Genomic DNA, 21671 nt, shown 5'->3' on the forward strand with positions numbered 1-21671 from the left:
TTCGAGACGCTCGCTTCGCTCGCCCTCAGGATGAGGGGAAACGCCCTTTATTCCTCATCCTGAGGAGGCCGAAGGCCGTCTCGAAGGACGAGGAATAAAAAGAACCCCGGATGTTGCCATCCGGGGTTTTCGCGTTCTTGAAGAGGCGTGAAGCCTAGTCCTCGAACATGTCCGCAAAGCGCCGGCGCGGACGGTTTTTCCACGCGCCGCGATGGAAGACGTCAGAGACGATGACCGGGGCCACGGTGGTGGCTTCGGCATAGACCATCTGCTCCAGCGTGACATCGACCTTGCCCCAGCTGCATGCCTCTTTCAGCGTGGAGGAGGAGCAGGCACCATCGCGCACATCGGCGACCGTGATCTGCACCGCGTATTCGTGCATCGGCACTTCGTGGCCGAGGATTTCGGCGCACACGACCGTGTCCTGCGCGAAGTTCTTCGGCACGCCGCCGCCGACCATGAACAGGCCCGTCTTGCCGGCCTTGATCTTGATGTCGGTCAGCTCGCGGAAATCGGCCACGGCGTCGATGGCGAGATAGGGCTTTTTCGCCTTCATGCGCTCGACCTGGTGCTTCACGAGGCCAAAGCCCGCCGAGCAGTCAGCAAAGGCCGGCACGAAGATCGGCACGCCGTGCTTATAGCACTCCTCGATGAGGGAGCCTTCCTTCTTCGCATTACCATCGGCCAGCCATTTGCCCATCGCCTTGATGAAGGCGCGGCTCGAGATCGGCTTCGGATCAAGGCTGTCGGCAATGTCACCGATAGTGTGATCGGTGGTCTGCAGTTCTTCCTCGTCGATATAGGTGTCGTAGATCCGGTCGATATAGAGATCACGCAGGATGCGGTCGTCCGGGATTTCCTTGGCCTGATAGTGCTTGAAGCCCAGAGCCTCGAAGAAATCCATGTCGACGATGGATGCGCCGGTAGCGACGATGGCGTCGACCATGTTGTTGCGCACCATGTCGCGCCAGACATGCATGCAGCCGCCTGCGCTGGTTGAACCGGCGAGGGTGAGGATGACCGAGCAGTCCTTGTCGGCCACGGCCGCTTGCAGGATGCGGGCAGCGCGCGCGGCATCGCGGCTGGAGAAGCTCATCTTCTCCCACGCATCGATGATGACGCGGCCATCAAAGCTCGCAATATCGATATGCTCGACCGGGCTGGAGAGCAGCTCGGCCTTACGGTTGGTTTGATCGTTCATTTAGCGTCTCTTGATAAGGCGTTGCCGGCGGCGTCGCAGCCGGGTGAAGGGGACGACCGAGCCTTCGCTCTGCTGCTCGCGTTCGGGCGAAGCCAGCACGGGCTGATCGTACAGCGAATGCCAAGGGTAGTCGGAAACCGTGACAGTCTCCACATCCCCGAAGCCATTAAAGCGCGTGGCCATTGCGGTGCCATAAGCGCCCAGCATGCCAAACTCGATGACATCGCCTTCCTTCAGGTCGGCAGGCAGGTCATACGGGCCGGGCATGGAATCGATGGAATCACACGTCGGGCCATAGAGCCGGAACGGCGCGGTCTGCGGGCTCAGCTCGCCATTGGCGCGGTGCACACGCATCGGATAGCTCCAGCGCGCATGCACGATGTCAAACAGGCAGCCATAAGAGCCGTCATTCATGTAAACCGCGTCGCCCTTGATCAGCTCCACGCGCGTCAGCACGGATACGGCCTCGGCAACCAGCGCGCGGCCCGGCTCGCACCACAGATCGGCGTTCTCAAGGACCATCATGTCCTCGAAGGCGTGCTCGATGGCGCGCACATAGTCTTCCAGCGGCGGCGGGGTGAGGCCGGGATAGATGGACGGAAAACCGCCACCCACATCCACAATATCCACCGTCACACCGGCGCGCGCGATCAGGCGCGAGGCTTCCATCATGGCCGCGCGATAGGCGCTGGGCGCCATGCACTGGCTGCCGACATGGAAGCTCACACCCAGCTCGTGCGCGTGGGCGCGGGCCAGCCGGATCAGGTCAGGGGCCTCAGCCTCGGTCGCGCCGAACTTGCCGGCCAGTGGCAGGGTCGCGCCGTCATTGGAGACAGCCAGGCGCACCACCAGCGTCAGGTCGCGGGCATGACCGGTCTCCTGCAGGATTTTCTGCAGTTCGGCTTCGCAATCGAGGACGAAGATTTTCACGCCATGGTCGTGATAGGCGGACGCGATGGCGCGCCGGCTCTTCACCGGATGCATGAAGGCCATGGTGGCATCAGGACACCGGCTGGCAATCAGCTCGACCTCCGGCAGGGAGGCGACGTCAAACCAGCGATGACCCGCTGCATACAGCGCATCGATCACCCATGGCGAAGGGTTCGCCTTCACGGCGTAGAGAACTTCACCCGGAAAATGTTCCTGGAACCAGCGGGACGCTACGGCCAGACGGTCAGGCCGCGCGCACGCGACCGGGCCATCGACGGGCCGAAGGCGGACCAGGTCCAGGGGCGTATGGTGCTCGGACAACTCACGAGACCCCCTGTTAGCAGTTAACCCAATCCGGCATCGTCACCTCCGCCGGGACTGCGCATTTAGGGCCTCGCTGCGGCGCTGTAAAGAGAAATTGCACAGCAGCGCAAAGACATGCGGCAACCGGTGCCGGAAAGGGTGGCACACACAGTTTCGTATGGCATAACACGAACGCGCCAACGGCCAAAAAGTGCCGGGTGGAGGGGATAAAAATGACAGCGAAGAATCTCGCCTTGTCGGTCGACCAGGTTACGAAGACCTACGGCACGGCGGTCGCCCTTTCTGGCGCCAGCCTGAGCGTGGAGCCGGGCGAGATGGTGGCGCTGATCGGCGCTTCGGGTTCAGGCAAGTCCACCCTGCTGCGTCTGGCCTCGGGCCTGGTGCTGGCTGATGCCGGTTCTGGCGCTATCCGCCTGTTTGGCGAGAAGGTGCAGGAGAATGGCAAGCTGTCGGCGCGCGTGCGCCGGGCACGTGCCAGGGTCGGTTTCATCTTCCAGCAATTCAATCTTGTTACCCGCGCCAGCCTCTACGCCAACGCGATGCTGGGATCGCTCGGCCAGATTGCGCCCTGGCGCGGCATTACCGGCTCGTTCCCGGATGATGTACGCAAGCGCGCCATGGAGGCGCTGGAGCGCGTTGGCGTGGCCGGGCATGCTGGCAAGCGCGCGGCCAATCTGTCTGGCGGCCAGCAGCAGCGCGGCGCGATTGCGCGCGCTCTGGTGCAGCGCGCCGAGGCGATTTTCGCCGACGAACCCATTGCCTCGCTCGATCCTGTGTCTGCGCGCCGCGTCATGCGTCTCCTGGCAGAGCTGAACGAACAGGACGGCATGACGGTGGTGGTGACGCTCCACCAGGTCGATTACGCGCTGAAATACTGCCGCCGGGCGGTCGCGCTGAAAGCAGGCCAGATCATTTATGACGGCCCTATTTCCGGGCTGACGCGTGAACGCCTGATCGAGATCTACGGCGATGAATACCGCGATGTGATGGACGAGGAGCCCGTGCGCGCATGATGGCCTTCGTCCGTATTCTCGCCGCGTTCGCGCTGGTTTGTGTCAGCGGTGTGGCCACCGCGCAGGAGCGCGAGCGTATCGTGTTCTCCGTCATTTCCACCGAGCAGACAGAGGCCGTAGAAGCCCTGTGGCAGCCCTTCGTAGCAGACATGGAGGAGACGACCGGGCTTGATATCGAGCTGGTCTCGGCCATCGACTATGCCGGTGTGATCGAGGCGATGCGCTTTGGTCAGGTCGATGTGGGCTGGTTCTCCAACCTCTCCGGCCTGCAGGCGATCCGGCTGGCCGATGCGGAGGTGTTCGCCAAGACGCTCTATCCGGGCGGGCAGGAGGGCTATCGCTCCGTCATCCTGGTACGCGAAGACAGCCCGATCCGCACGCTGGAAGACCTGCTGGTATGCGATGGCTCGATGTCTTTCGCGCTGGGTGATCCCAACTCCACCTCAGGCACGCTGGTACCGCTGGCCTATATCTTTGCGCCGCGCGGGATCGACCCGCAGTCCTGCTTTGCACAAGTGACCAACGCCAATCACGAGCAGACAGCGCTCGCTGTCGCCAACGGTTTCGTCGATGCGGGCACCAATAACACGACCAATCTGGGCCGGCTTGCCCAGACCCGCCCCGAAGCGCTGGCGGGTCTGCGCATTCTCTGGTCCTCGCCGCTGATCCAGACAGACCCGATAGTCTGGCGCCGCGACCTGTCCGAGGAGACGAAGGCCGAGCTCCTCTCCTTCTTCCTCACTTACGGGTTCCGCGGAGATGCCGCGCAGCGCGAATACGAGCAGGGGGTTCTCGATACCCTTTTCCTGGGCGGCTTCCTGCCCGCCACGGACGAACATCTTCTGCCGATCCGCCGCCTGGAGCTGATGCGTGATCTGGCCGAGACGCAGGCCAGCGAGGCATTCGAAGAGGGCGAGCGCTCGGCCCGGCTGGAACAGATCGAGCTGGCCATGCGCGAGCTGGCCGTTGAAGAGCGCCGCGTCGCCGTGCGTGACCTTGCCGACAATCTCATGGATGCACGCGCCCGGATGGATGCCGAGCCCGATGCCGCCAGTGCCGAGATCACGACCCTTGTGGCTGCTTTCCTGGCAGCCCAGCCCCGCATCGAGGTGGAGCGCCGGATACGCCGCGTCACCGCCGGAGAGCTCACGCGCGGCATGATTGGCCTTGGATCGGGGCTGGCACTTTTCGCGGTACTGATGATCCGCTCGCGTCCGCCCCGCTTCGGGCCGTCACGCCTGATGAGCGACCGGCTGATCGATGCCGCCATCTGGTCGGGTCTGTTTGGTCTGCTGATCTGGAGCTTCTGGCCGGCCGAAATGTTCAAAATCCCGCTTCTGGGTACGAACGCGCCGCGCATGGGCGAGTACATAGCCGGCTTCTTCCAGCTCGATCTGGACGGCTGGGAGACCTATGCCCGCCAGACACTCATCACCGTGCAGATCGCGCTGTGGGGCACGGTGGTGGCCGTTATCGCGGCCATTCCGTTCGGTCTCATGGCGTCGCGCAATATCGCGCCTGTGTGGATCGTGCAGCCTGTGCGCCGCCTGATGGACGCGTTCCGCGCCATCAACGAGCTGGTCGTGGCCGCCATCTTCGTGGCAGCGGTCGGGCTTGGCCCGTTTGCCGGTGTGATGGCGCTGGCGCTGCACACCACAGGGGTTCTCGCCAAGCTGTTCTCCGAAGCCGTCGAAGCCATTGATGACGGGCCTGTGGAGGGCGTGCGCGCCACCGGCGCCGGGCCGATGAACGAGGTGGTGTGGGGCGTGATCCCGCAGGTCATCCCGCTCTGGGCGTCCTATGCCCTCTACCGGTTTGAATCCAACACCCGCGCGGCGACCATTCTGGGCCTCATCGGTGCGGGCGGTATCGGCCAGGTGCTGATCCAGAACATCCGCTCGTTCGAATACGGTAAGACGGCAACCATCCTGCTGATCATCATCGCAGCCGTGACAGCGGTGGATCTGATCTCGCAAATGCTGCGCAGACGGCTGGTCTGACGCCGCAGACAGGCCGGGTTGTCACAGGACTGACACGTTTCTGTATCGGTGCTGACATGGAGTTGTGACAATAGCGGCGTCATGTAGGTGTCCAGCCAGTTCCGAAGGGATGACCCATGAAACTTGCCGCTCTTGCTTTTGCTTCTGCTGCCGTGCTCGCTGTTTCACTGAGCGCAGGCGTTGAGGCGCAATCGCGCGATTCCATCCGCATTGTCGGTTCTTCCACCGTGTTCCCGTTCACCACGGCCACGTCGGAGAACTTTGGAGCGACCTCCGGTTTTCGCACGCCGGTGGTGGAATCGACCGGTACTGGCGGCGGAATGAATCTGTTCTGCGGCGGTGTGGGCCTGCGCCATCCCGATATTACCGGCGCGTCGCGCCGCATGCTGCCGAGCGAGTTTGAGCTGTGCCGGCGCAATGGCGTGCGCGAAATCACCGAAATCCCGGTTGGCTATGACGGTATCGTCATCACCCGCGCGGCCGGTACGCCCTCTATCGATTTCCAGCGCCGCGATCTGTTCCTTGCGCTCGCCTTCACCATCCCCATGCCGGTTGATGACGCTGGCGAGCCGGTGTTCAGCGCCAGCGGGCAGATGCTCGCGGGCCGCGATTTCAACGATGTTGCCGGTTATTCGTGTGAAGCCTTCATTCCCAATCCGCACCGGCGCTGGTCGGATGTCTCCAATGATCTGCCGTCTGACCGGATCGAGGTGATCGGCCCGCCCCCGACCTCCGGTACGCGCGATTCCCTGATCGAACTTGGTATCCAGCCGGGCGCGCGCCAGATCGAGTGCCTTGATGCGCTGCGCAGCAGCGACCGCAACCGGTTTGAGGAAATCTCCAGCCGCCTGCGCGAGGACGGCCCCTGGATTGATGGCGGCGAGAACGACAATGTGATCGTCCAGACCGTGGCCAATTCCGGCACCGCCGTTGGTGTGTTCGGCTATTCCTATCTCGAACAGAATATGGACCGGCTGGTGGCCGCGACCATTGAAGGCGTCGAGCCGGAGTATGACGACATTTCCGAAGGCGTCTATCCGATTGCCCGCTCCATGTTCGTCTATGTGAAGAACCAGCACGTTGCGGCCGTTCCGGGTATCCGCGAATGGGTTGAAGAGCTTACCAGCGAAGATGCCTTCGGCCCGTTTGGCTATCTGGCTGATCGCGGCCTTGTCGCGCTGCCGGAAGCCGCCCGCGATGAGGTGCGCGAACGCTCGCTCTCTCTCACGCCGATGACAGGCATTGACGCGCACTAGAGTGCCGTTCGGCCGGGCGTTCGGTCTATCAACGCGGCGTTAAGCCCGTCCGGGCTATCCTGTAACGCGTAGGCGGGTCCTTTTCGGATCCGGCGAAGTGGCAGGGACTTGACGCGCGGAATGATCGGACGCCCCGTTACCTATCACCGGCTCTCGCAGGACGAGGTCGATAATATCTGCCAGCGGCACGCCAATCTCCTACAGGGGCGGATGAATGGCGCGCGCGCCAGCTTCGCCTACAAGGTGATTGAGGGGCTGGACCTGTCGGGCCGCAATCTCACCGATGCCGACTTTTCCGGCGCGGTGCTGGCCGGTGCCAATCTGGCCGGCACCAATTTCACCAGCGCCAACCTGTTTGCTGCCGATATGCGCCGGGCCAATCTGGCCGGGGCGACCTTGCGCCGGGCGGATATGCGAGGGGCCATATTGCGCGGGGCGAACCTGACGGGGGCCGATCTCAGCCAGGCTGATCTGCGCGAGGGCGCGATAGCCCAGGTGGACCGGGAAAAGGGTCTGGCCATCATCACCCACGAACAGCGCCCCAACGAGGCTGTGGAAGCCAATTTTTCCGGCGCGAACCTCTCCAATTCCAAGATGACAGGTGCCATCGCCCAGCGCGCGGACTTTTCTGATGCGGTGCTGATTGGCGCGCGCATGCAGCGGGCAAACCTGCGCGGTTCGCGCTTTCCCGGTGCCAATCTGGAAGGGGCGGACCTGTCGGGCGCGGACCTGACCGAAGCCGACCTGACGCACACCGTGCTCATCGGCACCAAGCTCGATTCCGCGCATACGCGCGGCATGCGCACTGACGGTGCACTGACCGATACGCCGACCGGGCCTGAGCTGGCGGCCAATGCCGACGAGACGGCCAAGGCGCTGGAGGCCCATGCGCTGTGGTGCGAAACCGGCGGGGCGCAAGGCGCGCCATCGACGTTTGACGGTGCCGATATGCGTGGGCTGAAAACGCTCTCCGGGCGCAATCTCACAGCCTTGCAGGCTCGCGGTGCGACGCTTTACGGGCTTGATCTGGGCGGTGCCCAGCTGCAGGGCGCGCGGCTGGAGAGGGCTGATCTGCGCATGGCGTCCTTGCGCGGTGCGGATTTGCGCGGGGCCGACCTTACCGGCGCGCGCCTGAACAATGCCGATCTGCGCGGTGCGAAGATAGGCGCGCTCCTGCTGCCCAATGACCGCAAGCTGGCGGCGAGCCTTGCTGCCGCCGTGCTGCGCTATGCCGATCTTGAGGGAGCGGATCTGCGCGATATCAGCGCGACGGGCGCGGATTTCTCCTACGCCAGCCTGAAAGACTGTGACGTGCGGCGTGGCCGTTTTACCGGCTCATGCTTTACGGGCACGGCCCTGCCGGACGGTTTCCGCGAGCATGCCGATGACCTTGACGGTGTTGTCGATCTGGATGCCGCCTGACACGGTGAAGCCCCGGACGCTGCGCAGCAGCTAGCCGGGGTCTCTCTCCGCTTCTCTTGCACGAGGTCCCGGATAGCCCTTCGGGCTTCCGGGAGTTCAGGGCGCGGGGGATTCAGCCCCGATAGCCCCGTGGCAATGCTTGTACTTCTTGCCTGATCCGCACGGACAGGGGGCGTTGCGTTGCACGCGACCCCAGGTGGACGGGTCGTTCGGGTCCAAGGTCGCGGCAGCAGCGCGGCTGACCGCCGGGCCACGCGCCGGTGTCCGGGGCGCACCATCGCCCGAGACAGGCTCGCCGGTCGTCGGATCGACGCGGCTGGCCTGCATGTTTTGCGGTGCGCGCGGCATTTCCGGAGGCGGCGCGGCAGGCTCGACCCGGATGGAGGACAGGATGCGCGTGGTTTCAAAGCGCAGATTGTCCAGCAGGCTTTCAAACAGCGCGAACGCCTCGCTCTTGTACTCGTTCAGCGGATCGCGCTGGGCATAGCCGCGCAGACCAATCACCGAACGCAGCGCGTCAAGCTGGTGCAGATGCTCGCGCCAGTTATGGTCGATAGTCTGCAGCAGCATCTGCTTTTCGATCCGGCGTATCAGCTCCGGCCCCGTATTGGCGGCCTTCTCGGCGTACGCCTCATCAGCCGCTTTCAGGATGCGCTCAAGGATTTCCTCGTTGGCGATGCCGTCTTCTGCTGCCCATTCCTTGATCGGAAGCTGGACGTTGAAGTGCTTCTCGACCTCTTCCTGCAGGCCGTCAGTATCCCACTGGTCGGCATAGGCGCGCGGCGGCATGTGACGCTCGACGAGGTCTTCGGCGCATTGATGGCGCATGTCCTTTACGACGTCGGACACATTCTCCGATTCCATGAACTCGATGCGCTGCTCGAAGATCGCCTTGCGCTGATCGTTCATCACGTCGTCGTATTTGAGAATGTTCTTGCGGATGTCGAAATTGCGCTGCTCGACTTTCTTCTGCGAGGTTTCGACCGCTTTGGACATCCAGGGGTGCTGGATGGCTTCGCCTTCCTTCATGCCCATGGTGCGCATGATGGTGTCGAGGCGCTCCGGCGCGAAAATGCGCAGCAGGTCGTCTTCCACCGAAATGAAGAATTTCGAGCGGCCCGGATCACCCTGACGGCCCGTCCGACCGCGCAGCTGGTTATCGATCCGGCGCGATTCATGGCGCTCGGTGCCGATCACGTAGAGACCGCCTGCTTCCAGCGCGGCTTTCTTGCGTTCGGCGACTTCGGCCTCGATGGCTTTGCGCTTTTCGGAAACGGCCGTGTCGTCCGGCTCGCGACCGGCTTTTCGCTCTTCGCTCAGCCAGTCATTGACCAGAAAGTCGACATTGCCGCCGAGCTGGATGTCGGTGCCGCGCCCGGCCATGTTGGTGGCGATGGTTACGGCACCGGGAACGCCGGCCTGCGCGATGATGGAGGCTTCCTGCTCGTGATAGCGCGCATTGAGGACCTGGTGCTTGATCTTGCGCTTCTTCAGAAGCTCGGAGAGCACTTCGGATTTCTCGATGGACACAGTGCCGACGAGGATGGGCTGGCCGCGCCCGTGCGCTTCCTCGATGCTGGTAATGATCGCGTCGTATTTTTCCTTGGCGGTGCGGTAGAGCTCGTCTTCCTCGTCAATACGCTGGACGGGGCGATTGGTCGGGATTTCCGAGACGCCAAGGCTGTAAATGCCGGCAAATTCCTCAGCTTCGGTCGAGGCCGTGCCGGTCATGCCTGACAGCTTCTTGTAGAGGCGGAAATAGTTCTGGAAGGTGATGGAGGCCAGCGTCTGGTTCTCAGGCTGGATCTCGACATTTTCCTTCGCCTCGATGGCCTGATGCAGGCCGTCCGACAGGCGCCGTCCCGTCATCATCCGCCCGGTGAACTCGTCGATGAGCATCACCTTGTCGTCGCGGACGATATAATCCTTGTCGCGCTGGAACATCTTGTGGGCCTTGAGGGCCTGGTTCACGTGGTGAACCGTCGCGATGTTCTCGATATCGTAGAGATCACCCTCATCCAGCAGGCCGTGCTCGCGCAGAAGTTCCTCGATATGCTCGTTGCCTTCCTCGGTGAAGGTGACGGAGCGGTTCTTCTCGTCGAGCGCAAAATCCTCGTCATTCAGGAAGGGGATCAGCTTGTCGATCGTCTTGTAGAAATCGGAGCGGTCATCTGTGCGCCCGGAAATGATGAGCGGGGTGCGCGCCTCGTCGATCAGGATGGAGTCCACCTCGTCGACAATGGCGTAGGCATGGCCGCGCTGCACCATCTCGCGCAGCGAATACTTCATGTTATCGCGCAGATAGTCGAAGCCAAGCTCGTTATTCGTGCCGTAGGTGATGTCACAGGCATAGGCGCGGCGGCGCTCTTCATCGAGCATCTGGTTGAGAATGACGCCGGTCTTCATGCCGAGGCGTTCAAACACCCTGCCCATCCACTCGGAGTCGCGCTGGGCCAGGTAATCGTTGACCGTGACCACATGCACGCCTTTACCCGGCAGCGCATTGAGATAGGCGGCGAGCGTGGAGACAAGCGTCTTGCCTTCGCCGGTCTTCATCTCGGCAATGCCGCCCTCGTGCAGTACCATCCCGCCGAGCAGCTGCACATCGTAATGGCGCTGGCCGAGGGAGCGTTTGGCGGCTTCGCGAACGGCGGCAAACGCTTCTATCAGCAGGCTGTCGAGCGTCTCGCCCTTTTCCAGCCTTGCCCTGAATTCGCCGGTTTTGGCCTGCAGGGCTGCGTCATCGAGCAGCTCGAATTCCGGCTCCAGCGCATTGATCTGATGCACCTTGGGCATCATGCGCTTTACGGTACGGTCGTTTGAGGAGCCAAAGAGTTTGCGGGTAAAAGAAAGCATGTTTTATCAGCCGTCGCGGGGCGAAATGGGTGATCAGACGCACCGGGCCAGTGTACAAGGCAGTCCCCGTACGCGGCCCTGGCGCCTGTGCGGCGCTGGCCCTGAAGCAGCGCGCTCTAGATCAGGGACTTAAGGAGGCAGGCATAGTGTGTCAATCGAACCGGACCGCCAGACGCTGCAGTGCAGCTCTCGCAATCTTCGTCTCTGCTGCTGTGCTCGCCGCGTGCGGCGCTGAACCTGACCGTCAGGCAGAACCTGTTGAACCCGCCGTGCGGGCCGAGGGGCGGGTAGATGTGCTGGCGCGCTTCCTCGCGCTGGAGCCTGCCGGGCCGGACGATTCCGTGGTCGCAGAGGTGGGGACTACCGTCATCTATGCCTCTGATGTGCGCCGCGAAATTGCTGCGCGCAGCCTGCATGACAGCCCGGCCAGCGTCGCGCCGTCAGACCCCATTTTCCAGCAGGTTTTGTCAGAGCTGACCGAGCAGCGCCTGCTGGCCCTGGAAGCGCTGCGGCGTGGCATGGACCGCGATATCGAGGCGCGCCGCCGTCTGGCCGCTGCCGAGGAACGCATTCTGGGCAATATCCTGGTCGAGACCGTGGTGGCCAACTCCATCACTGACGAGGCCATTGAGCGGATTTACCAGGAGCAGAACCGCCTTGCCCCGCGTGTGGAGGAAGTGCGCGCCAGCCACATCCTCGTCACGACGCGAGAGGAGGCAGAGGAAGTTGCCCGCCTGCTGGCCGAGGGTGAGGACTTCGCCCAGCTGGCCCGGCAGGTCAGCCAGGATCCCGGCACACGCCTTGATGGCGGGGATCTGGGCTATTTCACGCGCGACGGCATGGTGCAGGCTTTCTCCCGGCAGGCATTTGACACCGAAGTGGGCGTGATCTCCGAGCCCTTCCAGACCGATTATGGCTGGCATGTTCTGCGCGTCGCCGACCGGCGGGTACAGCCGCGCCCGGGGCTGGAATCCCTGCGCGGCAATATCGTGCGCTTCCTGACGCTGGAGGGGATACAGACGTTGCTGGACACTGTGCGCCAGACATATCCGGTCACCCGCAGTGGCGTGCCTGCCCCCTCCCAGATACGCGCGCCCGGCCCTGTTCAGCCCGGTGACCCTGAAGAATCCGGCGATGACGAACCCGATGATGCCGACCTGGATGACGCCGGCGAGGCATCTGAGCGTTAGGTTCGCGCTAACCGTGTCCACACACTCCGATTTAACGAAGGATGAGGCATGATGCCGGCTGAGAAAGCCCACCTCTTGCTGGTGGCGGCGTGCGCTCTCATTGACCCCGATGGCCGGGTGCTGATCGCGCAGCGCCCGCCAGGCAAGGCGTTTGCCGGGCAATGGGAGTTTCCCGGCGGCAAGGTGGAACCGGGTGAGTACCCCGAAGCGGCCGTCGTACGCGAGCTGCGCGAGGAACTGGGAGTGGAGCCATGCGAGCGTTGCCTGCAGCCCTTCGCCTTTGCATCCCATCCGCTGGAGGACGGGCGCCATCTGCTGATGCCGCTTTATGTGTGCCGGAAATGGGACGGGTTCCCGGACCCGAAAGAGGGCCAGGACATCGCGTGGGTGAAACCGCACGATTTGAGCAGGTATGCGCTTCTGCCCGCCGACATTCCCTTGGCCGCAGAGCTGCGCGACCGGCTCTGATAGCCGATACAGGCGGCGCTACCGCCATCGAGTACGCCGTGATGGCGGGCCTGATCGCGCTCGTGCTTATTAGCGCGCTGACGCTTCTGAGCGGCGGCAATGGCGGCATGTGGGCCAATGTCGAGGCCGAGGTTACCAGCGCACTATCGGGCGAGGGGAGCTAACGGCCCGCTTCCACCTTCCGTAATGCTCAGACGTGCGGCAGCCACATGATCATGGCGGCGGCAAACCCTCCGAACGCTGTCAGCCCGGCCAGACCGGTGATGAGAGCCGCCATGACGAGCTTTGTTCCCGCTTTTTGGCCATCACCAGCGCGCAGATAGAACTCGTACACGGCCAGCGGCAGGAGGAATGAGGCAAAGCCGAAGAATACGCCTGCCGGGCCATCCAGCCGGTCGCCCAGCCAGAGCGGTGACTGATGGAGCATGATCCAGCCGGAGATCATGATGCGCAGGAACCAGACCCCGCTGACCGCCAGAAAGAGCCGTGTGGCCCAGCGCCGGTGAGTATCGATCCGGCGGGCCATGGCGTGGCGCACGGTGAAGGCAGCGAAAATCAGGATCAGCACGCCGTTGAGCGAGATCGAGACGTCGTTGGAAAGCCCGCTGGCCGCCGGGCGCGTCCAGGTCAGGAACAGGCCGGCCAGCGAGATGACAACCGCCAGCGTGAGGTAAAAGCGTCCATTCCAGCGGTGAAAGGCCGGAAACCGGTTGCGTATCTGGGGGGTGAGCTGGGCCAGTCCGCCAATCGTAATCAGGCAGGCCAGCAGCACATGGGCCATCATGGCTGCATTGCCTGCAGGATCGCCCTCGATATGCCCGTTGCGCATGATGAGGTTCCACACCGCGCTATCGCCGCGTAACGTGCCGGTGCCGTAAAGCGCGGCGATGTAGAACGCGAAGAGAAGCTGGAAGGCGGCGGCAATGATGAACCAGAGTGCGGCCGAAGCTTGCAGCAGGCGTGCGGGCAGGCCGCCGGGCGGAGTTTGACGAGTCATGGGTTTGTTATCCTTGAGTTATCGACCTGCCGCGAGCTTATCGCTGCGCGGATGGTGCTCCATGACCGGACGTATCGCGGGCATGATCTGCGGACCCAGCACGGGTGATTGCCGTTGAGCGGGCCGACGGTCGCAGCCGGGTATGCCGCTACGCTGGTGGATTTTGCCCAGCGCAGCGGTGCCAGCCGCCACGCGTTGTTGCAGGCTGCGGGCATCGCCCCTGACAGCCTAGCCGACCACGATGCCCGCATTCCATTCGAGCGCTATGTGGCCCTCATGCGCGCGGCCAAGGCGATGACGGGCGATCCGGCTCTTGCGCTGCGCTATGGCGCGGCAGTGGATCTGTCGGACATCTCGATACTGGGCCTGATCTGCCTGGCGTCGGAAACCATGCTGGACGCGTTCGCCCAGATGAACCGCTATGGCCAGCTGGTGGTGGAGGCGGCCAATGCCGATGGCGGTGAGCGCTTCTCCCTGCAACGCAAGGGCGGTGCCTTGTGGCTGGTGGATAACCGGGTGATCCCGCCGGACTTTCCCGAACTGGTGGAAACCAGCTTTGCCCTGATGGTCAGCGGCACGCGCCGTTTTGGCGATACGCCCTTCGTGCATGAAGTACAGCTCAGCTATCCCGACCCGGGTTATGGCGACGTGTATCAGGAGATTTTCCGCGCACCGGTACGGTTTGGAGCGAGCTGGAACGCGATGCGGATCGACGAGGCGTGGCTCTCCCACACCATTGCCGAGCAGCCGCGCTATGTGTTTGGCGTGCTGGCCGCCCATGCTGACCGGATGCTGGAGCGGATCGGGCAGGGGCAGAGCCTGCGCGCGCGGGTGGAAGCTGCCGCACTGCCTGCCCTGCACACCGGCACGGTGTCCGCCGAGGCGGTGGCTGGCCAGCTCGGCATCAGCCGCCAGACGCTCTATCGCCGCCTGAAGGGCGAGGGGACCAGCTTTGAGCAGATACTTGACGCCTTGCGCCACCAGCTCGCCCTGCATTACTTAGCCGGATGCAAGGTGTCGGTGAAGGAGACGGCCTATCTATTGGGCTTTTCCGATCCGGCGGCGTTTTCACGTGCGTTCAAGCGCTGGACGGGCGAGCCGCCCAGCATGATGAAGGGTTAGGGCATGCGGTTTGGCCGTGGTGGGCTGGTTATTGCGCTGGCCGGTGCGTTGCTGCTGATTGCCGTGATGATACCGGCGGCGGCCTGGCTCTTTTTCAAGCCCATCCGGATCATCGCCCCTGAGCTGAATGGCGTTACCTGCGCCGGGCCGGTCTGTGTGGACGATATCGCGGCCCTGCCCATGGCAGAGCAGCTCTATGCCGAAGGGATGGCGAACGTTGCCGCCAAGCTTACCGCGCTGAACCGTCCGCCGCGCGCCGTCTTCTGCTCGACGCGCGCATGCTATCGCGCGTTCGGGGGCAGGGGCGCCGGTGTTGCGGTGTTTGATCTGGGCATCGTGATCGCGCCCCATGCCTGGCAGACATATATCGTGGAACATGAGCTGATACACATGGTGCAGGCGCAGGAGCTTGGCCTGCTGGGGCGCGAGCGCACGCCTATCTGGTTCAAGGAAGGCATGGCCTTTCATGTCAGCGATCCGCCGCCGGGCGGCCTGCCGGATTATGCGCAAGGCTGGGCCGGGCAGTACCGCGAATGGGAGGCCCGCGTCGGCCGGGAGAATGTATGGGAGGCCATACGCGCGGAGTGAGGCGGGCTAGCCCGCCTTTTCGCCTGTGCCTGTCTCAGTCACCCCTAGCGCGTCAGCGAGACGCACTTTCGCCGAGCCGGGGCGCAAGGGCTTTGGCTGGCTCTCATGGGGCGCCCAGCCGGCTGCGTGCAGGATTTCAAATTTGGCCGGAATGCGGCCATCGGCTTCGGCGAAGCTCTCGGCGTAAACTTGCGCGGTTTTGACGAAGAATTGCCGGTGGACGGGCGTGCGCGAGCGGCTCGCGAGCACGCTCGTCTCGCCCATGCGGCGCAAATCGCGCATCAGCACGAAGGCATTGCCATAGCGCACGGTCAGCCGGTCCACATCCGAGACCGGCATGGCAAAGCCAGCGCGCGCCAGCAGACCGGCGAGATCCACCGTGTCGGCAAAGGGCGAGACGCGCGCCGACACCTGTCCGTAGATTTCGTCCTCTGCAGCCATGAGGGATTGGCGCAGCTCTGTCAGGGTCGCTCCGCCCAGCATGGCGCAGGCAAAGAAGCCATCGGGCTTCAAGGCCCGATTGATCTGGATCAGCGCGCCAACGAGATCATTCGTCCAGTGCAGGGAGAGGCAGGAGAGGACGAGATCGGCGCTTTCGTCGGCGATCGGCAGGCGTTCCTCGTCCATCACCAGTGCCGCGCCTGATGCTTTGGTGGCCATGGCGGGCGATATATCCGCCTCGATCAGCGTTCCGATTTTCGAGGCGAGCTCCGGGCGCGCGGCAATCGCCCGGCCCACTGCGCCCGCCCCGCCGATCACCAGCGCGCGGTCAAACGTGCGGTTCACCGCCATCAGCCGGTCGGCCAGATCGTCGGCGGCACGGCTCGCCAGAAAGGCAAATTCCTCATAGCCTCTTGCCGCACGGGTCCGGCGCCGACGCAGCAGCGCGCGGTCAAACAGATGAGGCGGGGTGTCAGAGGATGATGCCATGGGGCGGATATGGACCGGCACGCCTCGCGAGGGAAGCCTCGCGGGTGATGAGGGGTTTTGCCGACCTCATCTGGCCGCCGGTTTCGCTGCTCTCCTACGAGCCGGTATCGGCCCATGGCCAGCTATCGCCTGCCGACTGGTCGAAGATCGTTTTCCTTGATGACCCGCAGTGTGCCTCGTGCGGGTTTCCGTTCGACTGGCCGCCGGGCGAAGGAGCGGTGTGCGGGCCGTGCGCCGCGCGTGCGCCCGCGTTTGATACCGCGCGTTCCGCCTTCGTCTACACGCCGGAAAGCCGCCGCCTCGTCCTCTCGCTGAAACATGGCGGGCGGGTGGACGGGCTTGCCGCCTTTGGCGGCTGGATGCGCCGGGCGGGCAGGGACATGCTGGCAGAGGCCGATTATCTGGTGCCTGTACCGCTGCATCCGCGCCGCCTGCGCCAGCGCCGCTTCAACCAGTCGCTATTGCTGGCGCAATCACTGGCCAAGCTCTCCGGCGTGACATGCGATCCGCATATTCTCATGCGCCGCCGCGCCACGCCCAGCCAGGGCGGGCAGAGCGCGAAGGGGCGCAGGCGCAATGTCGCCGGTGCCTTTGCGGTGCGCCAAAGCGCAAAAGAGAGGATCAAGGGCGCGCGCCTGATCCTCATCGATGATGTCTACACCACCGGGGCGACGCTGGAGGCGTGCGCGCGTGCCCTGAAACGGGCAGGGGCGGCGCGCGTTGATGCCCTGACGCTTGCGCGCGTTGTCAGAACCAGCGACGTCATTACATAAGCGCCAGACCTGATTTTGCTGATTCACGAAAGCCAAGCCCATGACCATTCCCGCCATCACCATCTATACCCGCCCCTTCTGTGCCTTCTGCTCGCGCGCGCTGTCGCTGCTGAAGGATAAGGGCGTTGAGGTGAAGGAGATCGAGGCGGGCTTTGATCCGGTCTTGCGCGCAGAGATGCAGCAGCGTTCGGGCCGCAATACCTTCCCGCAGATATTTATCGGCGAGACGCATGTGGGCGGCTGCGATGATCTCTTCGCGCTGGAGGCTGAAGGCAGGCTCGATTCCCTACTGAAGGCTGGTGCGTAATGGCGAAGACGAAGATCGCCCTTGTCCAGATGCGCTCAGGGACGGACCCGGAGCGTAATATGGACGCTGCCGAGGCTGCGATCCGTCAGGCGGCGGGCGAGGGCGCAAAGCTGGTGGCAACGCCGGAAGTGACCAATCTGGTGCAGAAGGATGCCAAGGCCCTGTTCGAGACCCTGCGTGCGCCGGATGAGGATGGGGGCGTCAAACGCCTCGCGGCGCTGGCGTCCGAGCTGAAGATCGATTTGCTGGCGGGTTCAATGGCCCTTAAAGGCACAGATGCCCGGGCGGTGAACCGCTCCATGCTGTTCGGGCCGGATGGGGCGCTGAAAGCCCATTACGACAAGATCCACATGTTCGATGTCGCCATCGGCAATGGTGAGATCTGGTCGGAGAGCACCAATTACGCGCCCGGCGCCCATGCGGTGATCGCCGAGGCGGCGGGCATGAAGCTGGGCCTCACCATCTGCTACGATGTGCGCTTTGCCTATCTCTACCGCGCGCTGGCGATAGGCGGCGCGGTCGCCATCACAGTGCCGGCCGCCTTCACCCGCCCGACCGGCAAGGCGCACTGGGAGGTGCTCTTGCGCGCCCGCGCCATTGAGACGGGCAGCTTCATCCTCGCGCCCGCGCAGGGCGGCACGCACGCGGATGGCCGCAAGACATGGGGACGCTCCATGGTGGTGGGTCCGTGGGGCGATGTGATCGGCGTATTGGACCATGATGAGCCGGGCATTCTCTATACCGATATCGACGCGGAAGACGCGCTGTCGGCCCGCCAGCGCATCCCGGCGCTAAAGGGCGGGCGGGAGTTTACCGGCCCATGATCCGCTACGCCCTGCAATGCGATGAGGGCCATGGCTTTGAGGGCTGGTTCTCCTCCAGCGAGGACTATGAAAGCCAGGAAGCGCGCGGCCTGGTCGAATGCCCTGAATGCGGCTCTGTCGCTGTCACGCGCGCGGTGATGGCCCCTTCTGTGCGTACCAGCAAGGGCCGGGAAACCAGCACTAATGGCGAGCCGGACATGGAAGCGGTCGCCCGCAAGGTGCGCGCCCATATCCGTAAAAATTACGACTATGTCGGCCCGGACTTCGCCTCAGAAGCCCGCGCCATCCATGAGGGCGAAAAGCCCGAGCGCCTGATCTATGGCGAGACGACGCCGGAGGAACGCGCAAAGCTGGCCGAGGACGGGGTGCCGTGCGCACCCTTGCCGGAACCCTTTGCGCCCACCCCGCCCAAGAAGGCGAATTAGGGGCTGTCGCTCGTTTGTCATCCTCCGGCCGAGCGATAGCAAGGTCCGGCGGACCCATACCTGCAACGCGATTTCCTCCCCCGTTTACGGGGGAGGTGGTCCGAAGGACCGGAGGGGGGAAGTTTTTAAGTTGCCCCCCTCGCCGCTTCGCGGCACTCCCCCCGCAGGCGGGGGGAGACACTGGCTCGCACGTTATTGCCCTACCGGCTCACCGACCACTCCACCAGGAAGGGCGTGTCGGCATAGCGCTCGCGCAGTTTGGAAGGCGCGTCCGGTCCGAAGTCGCGGCCCCGCCATTCGGTGCAGCCCGAAACCGTCAGGCCTGCGTGACGAAAGGCCGTGAGCCAGTCTGAAAAGCTGTGCGGATAGCTTGGCATGTGAATGTCGTGATCACCGTCCGGGAAATGCGCGCCGACGCCGGAAAGCGTCATGAAGGGGTGGATTTCGAGGATCAGCGCGAACCCGCCGGGCCGGACGATGCGGGCGAGTTCGGCGGCTGGCTCGTCCAGCTTTGCGACATGTTCATAGGCAAGGCTGACAAGGGCGGCGTCGAAATGGCCGGTTTCAACGCGCAGGGGCAGCGTGATGTCGTGCTGGACCAGTGTGGCACCCGGTGCGGCGTGCTTCGCCTTTTCCAGCATGCCAGCCGAAAGGTCACAGCCCCATAGACGGGCAGCGCTAGCACGCCTCAGAGCCGCCAGATTGCGCCCAGTGCCACAGCCAAGCTCTGCCACGGATTGACCGGCGAAGCGCTCCAGATGGCGTTCCAGCGCCGCCGTGGCGGCATACACCATCGGATTATCGTAGGCGTCATAGCTTGCTGCCCAGCGATCATAGGCGGTTTCGACATCAAGGAAGATAGGGGTTTTCATGGGTCGTGCTCCATCGCAGACCGGAGACCGTCCGGCGCGGGGCACTTAGTTTTCGCGTGGTCACAGCCCGCGGCTCCACCAGAGCAGCGCCCTGAATATACCTGCGCACCGCGCCTTTCAATACGCCCGCCACCTTGCCGAACGGGCCGGAGCGTGATCCTGTTGCGCACATCAGGATCAGGGGCGGCCGTCAGAGACCGGCCCGTGTCGGGGGCAGTCATGGTCATCAATATCGTTGTGCTGGTGGGGATTCTCGTCACGCTGGTGACGATAGTGCCGGTCATCACCCAGATGCGAAAGCACCCCAAGGGCCTGCATATCCTCTTCTTTGCCGAGATGTGGGAGCGCTTCTCCTATTACGGGATGCGCGCGCTCCTCATCTTCTACCTGACCCAGCATTTCCTCTTTGATGATGCCTTCGCCAGCACCCAGTACGGGGCCTATACGGCGCTGGTCTATCTGATGCCGCTCATCGGCGGTTTCCTGGCCGACCGGTATCTGGGCACGCGCAAAGCCATTGCTTACGGCGCGCTACTGCTGGTCGCCGGGCACCTCGCCATGGGGATTGAGGGCCGCCCGTCAGAGGAAGAGTTGCGCTATGACGGTGCGGGCTACTCGCTGGTTGCCGAGGGGCGCGGGGGCTTGCGCACCGTCCAGCTGGAGGTCGATGGCGCGCTTTACAGCTTCTCGGCCAACCGGGAAGGCGATCTCATCATCGCGGACCTGCCCGCAGAGGCCAGCCTGCCCGCCCTCCTGCCTGCCGGCAGCTTTGAAACGGAAGTCACCTATCGCGACGGGCGCGGCCTCGCCATCCTCTATTTTGCGCTCTCGCTCATCATCATGGGGGTAGCCTTTCTCAAGGCGAATATCTCTTCAATCGTCGGCCAGCTCTACGAGGAGCACGATCCGCGCCGCGATGGCGGGTTCACGCTCTACTATTACGGCATCAATCTGGGAGCTTTCTGGGCGGCCATATTGTGCGGCCTCTTGGGCGAGACGGTCGGCTGGTGGGCCGGTTTCGGGCTGGCCGGCCTTGGCATGGCGTTCGGCTGGATCGTCTTCGTGCGCGGCCGGCTGGCTTTCTTCCTGCCCGGCAAGAGCCAGATCGCCGATGTTGGCAATCCACCCGATCCGGTGGCGCTGAAAGCGCGCGTGCTGGGGCCGCTCAGCCGTGAGACGGTAATCTATCTGCTCGGTTTTCTGGGCGTGGGCGGTGTCTGGTTCCTCATCCAGGCCCACCAGCTCAGCCTGCAGCTGCCCGGTGTTGGCGGGGTGGACGCGATGCTGCTTCTGCTGATCGCCGGAGCAGTGCTCTTCATGGGCTATATCGGCTGGTTCATGCGCGCCAACTGCACGGCCGAGGAGACACAAAGGCTCATCCTCGCGCTCATCCTCACCGTGGTTTCGGTGGTGTTCTGGGCGCTGTTTGAACAGGCCGGTTCGTCGATGAATTTGTTTGCCGCGCGCAATACCAATCTGGAGCTGTCGCCTGAACGCCTGATCGCGTTTGGCCCGATTGCGCTCGATATGACGCTGACCGCCTCCCAGACCCAGTCCTTCAATGCCGGTTTCATCCTCATCTTCGCCCCGCTGTTTGCGGGCCTGTGGGCGTTTCTGGCGAAGCTGCAGCGCAATCCCAACACGCCGCTGAAGTTTGGACTGGCTCTGGTGCAGGTGGGGCTTGGCTTCCTCGTACTGGTCTGGGGGATGCAGTTCGCCGACGATAATTACCGCGTGCCGCTCTTCTTCCTGGCGCTGGCCTATCTCTTACACACGACCGGCGAGCTGTGCCTGTCGCCCGTGGGCCTTTCCGCGATTACCAAGCTCTCCCCGGCAGCGGTGGTCAGCTTCATGATGGCAGGCTGGTTCCTCGCACTCGCCTTCTCGCAATATGTGGCGGGCCTGCTGGCCGCCCTGACCGCCACCGACACCGTGGCCGGGCAGGTGCTGGACCCTGAGCGTGCGCTTGCGGGCTATGCGGACGTGTTCGGCACGGTGGGGCTGGTCGGGATCGGGCTGGGCGTCGTGATGGGGCTGGCGAGCTTCTGGCTCAAACGCCTCGGCCATGGCCTTGCCGAGGACCAGATGGCCAGACCTTCAGAGCCGGGACCGGACGTGCCGGTGCGGGACTAGAAGGCAGGCCCGGAGGTGTGACCTCCGGGCCGCATTTTCT

20 protein-coding genes are annotated in these 21671 nt (G+C 63.8%); 14 read left to right on the top strand and 6 right to left on the bottom strand.

The features are described 5' to 3' along the window. Window positions 1-154: 154 nt before the first annotated feature. Together ACQ5ID_RS11250 and ACQ5ID_RS11255 are read right to left on the bottom strand one after the other, a co-directional pair. On the bottom strand, window positions 155-1201 hold the full coding sequence (locus ACQ5ID_RS11250) for a 1,9-bis(guanidino)-5-aza-nonane synthase (RefSeq protein ID WP_429912537.1): 1047 nt from the start codon (window positions 1199-1201) through the stop codon (window positions 155-157). Continuing rightward, on the bottom strand, window positions 1202-2452 hold the full coding sequence (locus tag ACQ5ID_RS11255; RefSeq protein WP_429912538.1) for a type III PLP-dependent enzyme: 1251 nt from the start codon (window positions 2450-2452) through the stop codon (window positions 1202-1204). Between the two features lie 215 nt (window positions 2453-2667). Between ACQ5ID_RS11255 and ACQ5ID_RS11260 the strand changes: the two genes are divergently transcribed. From ACQ5ID_RS11260 to ACQ5ID_RS11275, 4 genes are all read left to right on the top strand, one after another. Then, window positions 2668-3468 carry a phosphonate ABC transporter ATP-binding protein gene (locus ACQ5ID_RS11260; protein ID WP_429912539.1) on the top strand — a complete coding sequence of 267 codons (801 nt, stop codon included), beginning with the start codon at window positions 2668-2670 and terminating at the stop codon, window positions 3466-3468. Further along, window positions 3465-5468 carry a phosphonate ABC transporter, permease protein PhnE gene (phnE, locus tag ACQ5ID_RS11265; RefSeq protein ID WP_429912540.1) on the top strand — a complete coding sequence of 668 codons (2004 nt, stop codon included), beginning with the start codon at window positions 3465-3467 and terminating at the stop codon, window positions 5466-5468. Before ACQ5ID_RS11260 ends, phnE begins: the two co-directional genes overlap by 4 nt. Before the next feature lie 116 nt (window positions 5469-5584). Continuing rightward, entirely contained in the window at window positions 5585-6724 is a 1140-nt protein-coding gene (locus ACQ5ID_RS11270; RefSeq protein WP_429912541.1) for a substrate-binding domain-containing protein, read from the top strand. 120 nt (window positions 6725-6844) lie between these two features. After that, complete coding sequence (locus tag ACQ5ID_RS11275; RefSeq protein WP_429912542.1) at window positions 6845-8146, top strand: pentapeptide repeat-containing protein; 1302 nt, start codon at window positions 6845-6847, stop codon at window positions 8144-8146. Between the two features lie 96 nt (window positions 8147-8242). Here ACQ5ID_RS11275 and secA read toward each other — a convergent pair whose 3' ends face one another. Beyond that, complete coding sequence (gene secA, locus ACQ5ID_RS11280; RefSeq protein ID WP_429912543.1) at window positions 8243-11002, bottom strand: preprotein translocase subunit SecA; 2760 nt, start codon at window positions 11000-11002, stop codon at window positions 8243-8245. A 146-nt stretch (window positions 11003-11148) separates the two neighbouring features. On the opposite strand from secA, the gene ACQ5ID_RS11285 reads away from it, so the two are divergent. Genes ACQ5ID_RS11285 through ACQ5ID_RS11295 form a run of 3 tightly spaced genes read left to right on the top strand, consistent with a single transcriptional unit; the run spans window position 11149 to window position 12824 of the window. Continuing rightward, on the top strand, window positions 11149-12192 hold the full coding sequence (locus ACQ5ID_RS11285; protein ID WP_429912544.1) for a peptidylprolyl isomerase: 1044 nt from the start codon (window positions 11149-11151) through the stop codon (window positions 12190-12192). Between the two features lie 48 nt (window positions 12193-12240). After that, window positions 12241-12660, top strand: a complete 420-nt coding sequence (locus ACQ5ID_RS11290; protein WP_429912545.1) for a (deoxy)nucleoside triphosphate pyrophosphohydrolase — start codon at window positions 12241-12243, stop codon at window positions 12658-12660. After that, window positions 12576-12824: a Flp family type IVb pilin gene (locus ACQ5ID_RS11295; RefSeq protein WP_429912546.1), complete on the top strand. Its 249-nt coding sequence runs from the start codon at window positions 12576-12578 to the stop codon at window positions 12822-12824. The genes ACQ5ID_RS11290 and ACQ5ID_RS11295 overlap by 85 nt, the downstream gene beginning before the upstream one ends. Before the next feature lie 26 nt (window positions 12825-12850). On the opposite strand, the gene ACQ5ID_RS11300 is transcribed toward ACQ5ID_RS11295, so the two are convergent. Then, on the bottom strand, window positions 12851-13657 hold the full coding sequence (locus tag ACQ5ID_RS11300) for a DUF2306 domain-containing protein (protein ID WP_429912547.1): 807 nt from the start codon (window positions 13655-13657) through the stop codon (window positions 12851-12853). A 114-nt stretch (window positions 13658-13771) separates the two neighbouring features. Here ACQ5ID_RS11300 and ACQ5ID_RS11305 point away from each other — a divergent pair, with 114 nt between their 5' ends. Beyond that, a complete protein-coding gene (locus ACQ5ID_RS11305) occupies window positions 13772-14779 on the top strand; it encodes an AraC family transcriptional regulator (protein ID WP_429912548.1) in 1008 nt (335 codons plus the stop codon). 3 nt (window positions 14780-14782) lie between these two features. Next, complete coding sequence (locus ACQ5ID_RS11310) at window positions 14783-15367, top strand: hypothetical protein (RefSeq protein ID WP_429912549.1); 585 nt, start codon at window positions 14783-14785, stop codon at window positions 15365-15367. A gap of 6 nt (window positions 15368-15373) precedes the next feature. Here the strand turns inward: ACQ5ID_RS11310 and ACQ5ID_RS11315 are convergent, their stop codons facing one another. Continuing rightward, window positions 15374-16297, bottom strand: a complete 924-nt coding sequence (locus tag ACQ5ID_RS11315; protein WP_429912550.1) for a methyltransferase domain-containing protein — start codon at window positions 16295-16297, stop codon at window positions 15374-15376. A gap of 47 nt (window positions 16298-16344) precedes the next feature. Here ACQ5ID_RS11315 and ACQ5ID_RS11320 point away from each other — a divergent pair, with 47 nt between their 5' ends. From ACQ5ID_RS11320 to ACQ5ID_RS11335, 4 genes are read left to right on the top strand one after another with little or no spacing between them, the layout of a single operon-like run. Beyond that, window positions 16345-17070 carry a ComF family protein gene (locus ACQ5ID_RS11320; protein ID WP_429912551.1) on the top strand — a complete coding sequence of 242 codons (726 nt, stop codon included), beginning with the start codon at window positions 16345-16347 and terminating at the stop codon, window positions 17068-17070. Window positions 17071-17110: 40 nt separating this feature from the next. Then, complete coding sequence (gene grxC, locus ACQ5ID_RS11325; RefSeq protein WP_429912552.1) at window positions 17111-17377, top strand: glutaredoxin 3; 267 nt, start codon at window positions 17111-17113, stop codon at window positions 17375-17377. After that, window positions 17377-18201 (top strand): carbon-nitrogen hydrolase family protein, encoded by an 825-nt coding sequence (locus ACQ5ID_RS11330; protein WP_429912553.1) that lies wholly within the window; start codon window positions 17377-17379, stop codon window positions 18199-18201. The genes grxC and ACQ5ID_RS11330 overlap by 1 nt, the downstream gene beginning before the upstream one ends. Beyond that, on the top strand, window positions 18198-18626 hold the full coding sequence (locus ACQ5ID_RS11335) for a DUF1178 family protein (RefSeq protein WP_429912554.1): 429 nt from the start codon (window positions 18198-18200) through the stop codon (window positions 18624-18626). Before ACQ5ID_RS11330 ends, ACQ5ID_RS11335 begins: the two co-directional genes overlap by 4 nt. Before the next feature lie 200 nt (window positions 18627-18826). Here the strand turns inward: ACQ5ID_RS11335 and ACQ5ID_RS11340 are convergent, their stop codons facing one another. Continuing rightward, window positions 18827-19498, bottom strand: a complete 672-nt coding sequence (locus ACQ5ID_RS11340; RefSeq protein WP_429912555.1) for a class I SAM-dependent methyltransferase — start codon at window positions 19496-19498, stop codon at window positions 18827-18829. Between the two features lie 225 nt (window positions 19499-19723). On the opposite strand from ACQ5ID_RS11340, the gene ACQ5ID_RS11345 reads away from it, so the two are divergent. Further along, window positions 19724-21631: a peptide MFS transporter gene (locus ACQ5ID_RS11345; protein ID WP_429912586.1), complete on the top strand. Its 1908-nt coding sequence runs from the start codon at window positions 19724-19726 to the stop codon at window positions 21629-21631. The last annotated feature ends 40 nt before the right edge of the window (window positions 21632-21671 follow it).

Source organism: Glycocaulis sp., assembly GCF_050485565.1.
GTDB lineage: Bacteria > Pseudomonadota > Alphaproteobacteria > Caulobacterales > Maricaulaceae > Glycocaulis.